Source organism: Kitasatospora sp. NPDC088351 (assembly GCF_040685575.1).
Classification (GTDB): Bacteria; Actinomycetota; Actinomycetes; order Streptomycetales; family Streptomycetaceae; genus Kitasatospora.
Window position 1 is genome coordinate 45,597 of sequence record NZ_JBFBIL010000053.1, and the last position, 8,382, is coordinate 53,978.

The window sequence follows — 8,382 nt, forward strand, 5'->3', positions numbered from 1 at the left end:
CGAGACGGTGATCGCCGCTCTCGCCCTCGCGCTGCCGATGAGCGCACTCGTCCTCCTCTGGCCGTGGGCCGGGCCGGACGACTACTCCGAACCCGTCTTCTCGGCCGGCCTCCAGCGGCTGCTCGACGTGTCGTCGGCCTGGCCCGCCCTGGTGATGGCGACCGCCTTCTTCGTCCACTCCGCCGCCCGCCGCCCCGACCGGCTGCGCTCCGCCGGCGTGGCCCTGGCCGTCCTCCCCTGGACGGTCATGCCCGCCCCGCCCTACTACTGGCGGCCGCCGCGCGACCTCGCCGAACTCGTCCGCAACGCCGCGGTCGTCGCCGCCCTGCCGGCCATCGCCACCACCCTCGCCGTGCTCCGCCGCACCCTGACCGCCTCCCCGGAGCCGGCCGAGCCGGCCTGACCTCGGTGCGGGCCTGGCCACGGTGCCGCCCGCCCGGGCGCCGTGAGACGTCAGACGGTGGCCGGCCCGCGCCGGGCGGTGAAAGCGAAGGCCCGGCGTGAGTGGGGCGAGTTTCACCTCGACTCACTCACGCCGGGCCGATCACGCTCCGGGCGCCTTGCACCCGGTTCGCGCGTCAGGACCTACCGCGCGCTGCCCGCTTCCTGGCGAACACCAGGGCCGCACCACTGAGCAGCGCGAGGAGCGCGAGCCCGATGGCGACCGCGATGTTCGTACCGGTCGCGGCCAGGTTCCCGCCCGGCTTGGTCTCCGGCGCCACACCCGAGGTCGGGGGCGTTCCCGGCATCGGTTGCTGCGGAACCGGAGACGACGGATCCGGCGAGGACGACGGGTCGGGCGTCGGCCCGGGACCGGCCGACTCCGAGGACGACGGCTCCGGCGACGGAGACCCCGTGGCAGACGGGGAGGCCGTCGGCGAGGGCGAACCCGACGCGGACGGGGAGGCCGTCGGAGACGGGGAACCCGTGGCGGTGGGGGAGGCCGTCGGCGAGGGCGAACCCGTGGCGGTGGGGGAGGCCGTCGGAGACGGGGAACCCGTGGCGGTGGGGGAGGCCGTCGGAGACGGGGAACCCGTGGCGGTGGGGGAGGCCGTCGGCGAGGGCTCCACCGTCGGGGACGGCGAGACCGTCGGCGAAGGCGAACTCGTCGGCGTCGGCGTCGGCGTCGGCTCGGGCTCCTGCTCCAGCTCCGTCGTCACGACGCACGCCCTCCCCGCCTCCACGGACGAGTCCGTCGGGCAGGACTGCGGGTCGCCGCTGGGCGCGGAACCGACGACCGAGACACCGTTGCTGATCCGGGTGCCCTTCTCGGTGACCTCGCCGATCACCACCGAGTAGGTGAGCGTCGCCGTCCCACCCTTCTTGATCGGCGCGGTCCACACCAGACGCGAACCGTCGACCTCAGCCTTCCCCGCACTCGGGTCGGCGTCGTTCCGGTAGGTCGCGTGCTTGAGGACATCGGTCATGTCGTCCTCGATCGCGGCCGGGTCGCCCGCGAGGAAGTCCGCGCCACCGGTGTTCTTGGCCGTGATCGTGTAGGTCAGGACGTCACCGGCACGCACCGGCCCCGCCTTGTCCACCGACTTCGTGAACCGCACCTCGGGCAGGGCGATGTCCGCGCAGGCACTGTCCTTCCCGACCACCGCGTCCGTCGAGGTCAGGGCGACGAGGTTGCCGTAGCCCTGACCGCCGTCCGTCGAGCACTTCGCGTCCTGCGCGCTCAGCTCGGCGCGGTCGGCAGTCGCCGTGACGGTCACCCGGTACGCACGCGTACCCGGCCCCTCGTCGGTCGCCGCCGGTACCCGGTCGTTCCCGGTGAGCAGGACGGCATCAGGCGTGAGAGCCTCGCCGCCCATGTTGTCGAGGCCACCGTTGAACCTCGGGTTCACCGCGGCACCGTCACCCGTGGCGGTGGCGGTCACCTCCTTCACCTCCACGCCCTTGGGGAACGCGAACCTGTCCTGCAGCCCGTAGCTCAGCCCGCCGGCCGGAGTCCGGGCGTCGTTGCTGACGACGATCAGGTAGGCGATGTCCCAACTGCCGTCCTCGTTCTGCTTCGGCGCCCCGTCGACGGCCTTGGTGACCGTCGGCTTGACCGGTGCCGCACAGGCGTCGGCGGTCCGCTGCACATCACCCGCGAGGGCCAGCGTGGCCCGGTTCGCGAAGCCGCCGGCCGAACCGTCGACGCACTGCCCGGGCTGCGTCCCGGCAGTACCGTGCGCGTCCGCCGTGACGGTCACGACCCACTCGTGGGACTTGCCACCCGGAAGTTCGACCGCGGACGCGACAGCGCCCGAGCCGTGCCACGCATCGGCCGCAGCCACGCCCTCCGGCACGGTGGTCACCTTCGCGTCGACCACATCGATGCCCTCACCGAAGCGCAGGTCGTCGGCGAGGCCGTAGGTCACCGTGTGCCCGGGGCTCGGGTTGACCACGCCGATCGCGTACTCGACCGTCCAACGGCCGTCGTCGCCCTGGCTTGCCGAGCGAACCGACTTGGTCAGCTCCGCGGTGAAGCCGTCGCTGGTCACGGCGCACGGCACACCGCTGCCGTCCCGGCCGGTCGCGCTGTCGCACACCGCCCCGCCGAGCCCGCCGTAGACGGTGTTGACCAGCGCGTGGTCACCCCCGTCCTTGACGGTCACCTTGTAGGTGAGCGTCGCGGTGGAGCCCGCCTTCAGCGCGCCCTTCCACGTCAGCAGACCGGTCTGCGGGTCGTCGACCCTGGTCGCGGAACCGCCGTCGACCGTGACGGAGGCCGAGCCGTTGACGAAGCCGGCGTCGTCGAGCACGCCCGCCAGGTCGTCGGTCACGACTGCCGGGTCGGCGTCGGTGTAGTCGGCGGTGCCGGTGTTCTTCACCGTCACCGTGTACGTCACCGTGTCGCCCTCGCTCACACCGGCCGCCTTGGCGTCCGACGCCTTGGTGACGGCGAGCGAACGCAGCCCGTCGGTGTCACTCGCCTCCGCGCTCAGCTTCGCGCTCCCGTCGGCCGGGTCGGGGGCCGTCACCGCCGCGGTGTTGACCACATCGCCCTGGGCACCGGGCAGCACCCGCACGGTCACCTTCACACTCGCGGTGGTGTCCGTGCCGCCGTCGGTCCTGTCCCCCTCGGGGGACGCGACCGCCGCACCGCCGAGGTCGCCCAGCGCCCACGTCACCACGCCGCCGGGCCGGTTGCCGTAAGCGTCCTGGTCGCCCTGGCCGCTGATCTGGCCGCCGTCGGTCGCCGAGACGAACGCCACGCCCGCGGGCAGGGGGTCCGTCAGCATCGCACCCTTGATCTTCTCGGAGGGCAGCAGGTTCACCACGTCCAGGGTGTAGGTGTACTCCTGGCCCGGGGCGACCGAGGTCAGCCCGTCGGTCTTGGTGAGCGAAAGCCCGGCCGTCGCCTCCTCCACCGCCGTGCAGCCCGTCGCCTCGTTGTTGGACGGATCCGGGTCGTGCATCGGCCCGGTGATCGACGCCTTCACGCAGACCTTGCCCGCCATCGAGGGCACCACCGGGATGTCGAGCGCAACGTCGGCCCCCTTTTGCAGCTTGGCCGGAGCATCGCCGTCGACCGGCGTGCACGTCAGCGACAGCGGCCCCTCGTACGGCGCGTTCTCCGGCGGGGCGGTGCACGCCCAGCCCTGCGGCTTCAGGCTCGTCACCGTCAGACCGGCCGGCACCGAGACCGTCACCGTCGCCGGGGACGCCTGTGAGCCACCGCCGTTCTTCACCGTGAACGGCACGACACCGGGACGGCCCGCCTGCAGCGGCAGGCGGTCCGGCACGGCCACGCTCAGGTCGGCCTCCTGCGTGGTGGCACACACCGGACGCGGCTCGGCCGCCAGCGTCTGCCCGCTCCTCATGGCCACCGAGTTGCAGGCCCGCGCGTCCGCCTCCGACCCCGGGTTGACGGAAGCCGCGTACGTGAAGCCCGCCGACTGGCCGGGCGCGAGCGAGCCCTGAACGGCTGCGCGGATCGCCTTCCTGCCCGACACATCCGGACCCCAGTCGTCCACCGCACCCGGCGCGGACGGATACACCTCGTCACGCTTCGGGTTCGTCGACGCCGAGTAGGACAGCGCCAGATTCCCGGACACATCGGAAACACTGGCCAGCGCCTCCTCGAAGGTGCTCCCACGCGGCACGTTCGCCGTGCCCGCACTGGTGCCCTTGTCACCGACGTACGGCAGCACGTCGTACGCGACCACGTTGCCCAGCGTCGTGTTGCCGGTGTTCTTCAGCGTGATCCGGTACTTGATGTCCGTCGCCGTCGGCGAGACACCGACCAACTCGTCCGGGTCGGACAGCCAGGTGCAGCCGTCAGCGGCGCCCGGCGTCGGTCGGCAGATCTCCTTGACCGCGCTCAGGGCGTCGGCCGCCGAGACGAGCACGTTCTGGTTCACGCTGGAGAACCACTGCGCGGGCTGCCCGTCCTGCACAGCGCCCGTGTACGTGGCCTGGGTGTTGTCCCAGGTGTTCCGGGAGTCGCCCGCCCACGCCGTCGCCACGCTCGTCGTGCCGGCCGTGACCGCGAAGGTCGGCTTGGCGACCACCGTCATCGTCGGCCAGGTCCCGTTCGCACCGAAGGAGACCGTGTTCGGCCACGTCGCCACCACGGCCTCGCGGGCGACACCGCCGATCGTCTTCGTCGTGTACTCGAACGTCACACCCGCCGGGACACTGTTCGGCGGAAACGCCGCCGAACCCTTGTTGATCGTCCAGCCCACGGGCGCGATGAACACGTACTGCGGCGTGATCTGCGCATCGGCCGGAACGTTCGACGTCGTCCCGTTCACACTGAAGGTCGTGTTCTTGCCCGGCACGGCGTTGCCACCGCCCTCGACCGCGGCGGGCGCGGCGAAGGCCGCGGTGAAAGCGGGCTTCACCGTCGTCTTCGGGGTCTCGCGGAACTGGATCGTGCGGGAGACCGGGCCCAGGCCCATCGGCGACAGCCCGCTGTCCGGCCAGGACATCGTCGCCTTCGCCGTGTTGGTGCGCTGCTCACCGATCGGGGCGGTCTTCGTCACCGTGTAGGAGAAGTTGACGTTGAACGCGACGGAACCGTTGTCACTGGGCCGGACGTTCGGCGGCGCGATGGAGCCGCTCGTGACCTTCGCCTTGGTGAACCAGGTGCCGGCGGGGGCGGTGGCAGACCCGCTCGACGTCCCCGTCTGACCGTCGCTGAGCGTCCACTCGACCGTGGCCGCCGGCGTCGTGGCCGTCGTCGTGATCCTGTTGACCCGCGCGTCCGCCTGGTCGAGAGTGTCGTCCTCGATCACCGCGACACCGGCGACGTTCGACTGGTTGCGCGCCGTCACGACCCAGTTGAAGGAGTTGTCCGCGAAGGGGGCGAGGGCCGCGCCCGGGGTGCAGGTGCGGTTCCAGTCGTCACGGCCGCCGGCCGGGCAGGTCAGCCCGGTCACGTCCGGCGGAACGTTCACCAGCCGGGTGTTCCCGTTGCCGGCGTTGTTGGTGCTGTCCTTCGTCATGTCGGCCCGGGCGAACGGGTCGTAGCACGAAACGGTGTGCGTCATCTGGTGCGAGGCGTTCTTGGTGGTGCGGGCCGCGTCCAGGTAGGTGAGCGATACGCTGGAGTCGTGCGTGACGGTTTCCTCGAAGTTGCAACCGCCCGGATCGGAAGTGAACTTGGCCGCCGGGTAGTTCACCGTGACCGCACGCGGGTAGTACGGGCCGCGCGTGACCCAGCCGCTGGTGCTGGTGGTACCCCAACCGCCCGAAGCGTTCGCGTCCGGGGCATCCTTCGTGCCGAGCGACCACGTCACGCTGTGCGTCGCCGCGTCGTACACGCCGCCGCCCGTACTCGACACGTACGTCGCCCGCGGATCCAGCTTCTCCGTCACGGTGTAACTGCCCGCCGCGACCCACTCCGACGTCCCCGCGATGCGGCTGCCAGAGGTGCGCGGGAACGAACCGGACCCCATGTACACCGACCACGTGACGTTCACACCGGGCTTCACCGATCCCGGACTCGTCTGGACGATGCCCGGCTCCGGCACCCTGCTCGTCCAGGTCACCGGCTGCGCGTCGGCCTTGGCCTGCCCGGTGGCACTGGTCGCGGCCATGGTGGCCGACATCGGGATCTGGAACCCGGACGGGTAGTACTGGGCCGGCCGGGGCGTGGTGTAGGTCTCGTCCGCGAGGATGCTGAAGACGACCAGGAACGTGCCCGACGTACCGGCGGACAGGTCACCGAGCTTGACCGTGATGCCCGTGGTGGCCGTGCCGCTGATCGTCGCGCCCGACACCCCGGCCGGGGCCGTCCAGTTCGCGTACCTCAGGATCGGTTCGGTCGCCAGCCCGTAGGGATTCGGTGGCGCCGGAGACAACTGCACGGTGGTGCCCGCACAGTCGGCGGCCGCACAGGAGTACGCCACCCTGTAGGCGAGCTGGTCGTTGTGCGCCCCGTAGGAGGCGTCCGTCTGCGGCTGCCCGGTGAGGGAGTCGACGGGCTGGATCGAGATGCTGAGGACCGCGTTACCGGCCGCACCCGCGACCACCGCCGGCCCGATCAGTCCCGCCAGCATGGCGAACGCGGCCACTAGGGCCAGCACGCCACTACGACGTGCCCCCGCCCACGCGGCGGCTATCCGGTGTGACACCGTTTCCCCCTCAGAGGGTTGTCTTTGCAAGAACGAGTCTTCAGTTGACTGAGCTACGAGCCGGTCCAGCCCCGAGTCGGCGCGGTCAATGGTGGTTCACACGCCGTCGCGCACGACGAACAGCGGCACACGAGGTGGCCTGTACCGCGACATAAGGAGCATTCCGGTGGTGCCCGGCGCTTGGGAACGTAACAGGACAAACATCGCAACTTCAAGCATCCACCACATACTTGAGTCCCCTTCGCAACCTTGCTTCGGAGGTGGGGGTATTTGTCACGAAGGGACCGGCGCGCCTTCGCGCTGCCCCCCTTCGGAAGGTGATATCGACCCCAGTCGCCGAACGGGCCGCGGAGTGGCTCAGCGGAGGGCGGTTGCATCGAGTGCGAAACGTGCTTCGCGGGATACCGCGACAGAAGCCGGAAGGTGCTGAATGACCACCGGAGTTCGCCGCACAGGGCGACACGGGGGCGGCCTCGCCGCTCGTTCATGGAGGACTGGGCCGACGACAACGCGACGGGCCCGCCCGGGCGTGCTGCCCGGGCGGGCCCGTGGATCCGTTTCTGCTTACGGGATGATCGGTTCGCAGCCGATCGCCTTGCCGCCGGCGGTGAGGAACTGCTTCCAGAGGTCCTTGCCGTCCGCGAAGAGCCCGCTGCCGCTCACGCTCGGGTCGTAGCTCCGCTCGAGGTGGAAGTACGTCGCCTCTCCCTGGCAGGTGGCGACGACGTTCTCACCCGGCGCCGTGATGAACCGCGAGCGCCCGTAGGCCTCGGAGCGGGCCTCTTCCGGGTCGAGGCCGGTGACCCGTGCATCGGTGGTGATCGTGAAGGACGCGAGCGTGTTCTGGTCGCTCGGGTCGCTGATGCTGCAGGACCAGACCGGGCCGAAGGCGGTGGTCGCCTGTTGGCGGTACCTGTCCTTGATACCGGGGTTCATGGCCGGGGCCATGCCGGGCAGGCCGCAGATACCGCCGGGGTCGACGGGCTGGGGCGAGCCCGTGGCGGACAGGTTCTCCGGCGCCGGCATCTTCCCGTCCCCGCAGTTCTTGTCCTTGGCGACCAGGTTCGCGTATGCCACGGCCATCCGGGCGGCCCCTTCGGCACGGTCGCCGTCCAGGCTGCCCTTGCCGACGTTGATGTCCGTGAACAGGCCCTTCGTGCAGCCCTCCGGTAGCAGCGCCCACGCCCTGTCCGGTGTCACGCCTCCGGCCGAGGCCCCGGAGAACAGGCGGGTGTCAGGGTCCGGCCGGTAGGCGACGCTGTTCTGGTTGAACCCGATGCTGAACGACGCCGACCGCTCGGACTTGCCGAACAGCCCGGAGCTGACCGTCGCCACGCAGCTGTTCGTCCGGTCGTAGGCGGTCGGCGAATAACCGGAGCTCTTCTCCTCGCTGATCCGCCCCGGCCCCAGAGCGGCGTGCAGGTCGTCGGCCGTTGCCGCGCCACCGCACACCGTGTCCGGCCCGAGCACGTTGGTCAGGTTGTAGAGCAGAACCCCCGAGACCCCGGCCGTGATCGCCACGATCACGGCCGCCGCCCGCAGGCGCAGCCGCCGGGTGGTGAAACCGCGCCGGGTGAGAGCAGAGTCGAGCTGCCGCAGCGGGCCGCCGGACGGCTCGTCCGTCTGCGTGGTCAATGTCTTCTCCTCTTGTTCTCTTGATCGGCCCAGTGGGGTAGCGCGCGGACCACTGGGCTGTGACGTGTGGGGGCCCGCCCGGGCGGTAGCGCCGGTGGACGCCAGACCCGCCGCCAGGCGCGTGAAGAATCCGCCTTCTTCGCGGGTGACACCGGCACCGTGCGCGAGCACGGCC

General features: G+C 71.1%; 3 protein-coding genes. 1 reads left to right on the top strand and 2 read right to left on the bottom strand.

Annotation, left to right across the window (positions count from 1 at the left end; translation table 11 throughout):
- Positions 1 to 7 precede the first annotated feature (7 nt).
- Positions 8 to 403 (top strand): hypothetical protein, encoded by a 396-nt coding sequence (locus tag AB0P06_RS28945; protein ID WP_363612414.1) that lies wholly within the window; start codon positions 8 to 10, stop codon positions 401 to 403.
- 175 nt (positions 404 to 578) lie between these two features.
- Here AB0P06_RS28945 and AB0P06_RS28950 read toward each other — a convergent pair whose 3' ends face one another.
- Together AB0P06_RS28950 and AB0P06_RS28955 are read right to left on the bottom strand one after the other, a co-directional pair.
- Positions 579 to 6,572 (bottom strand): hypothetical protein, encoded by a 5,994-nt coding sequence (locus AB0P06_RS28950; protein WP_363612416.1) that lies wholly within the window; start codon positions 6,570 to 6,572, stop codon positions 579 to 581.
- A 564-nt stretch (positions 6,573 to 7,136) separates the two neighbouring features.
- Positions 7,137 to 8,207 (bottom strand): hypothetical protein, encoded by a 1,071-nt coding sequence (locus AB0P06_RS28955; RefSeq protein WP_363612418.1) that lies wholly within the window; start codon positions 8,205 to 8,207, stop codon positions 7,137 to 7,139.
- Between the last annotated feature and the right edge of the window lie 175 nt (positions 8,208 to 8,382).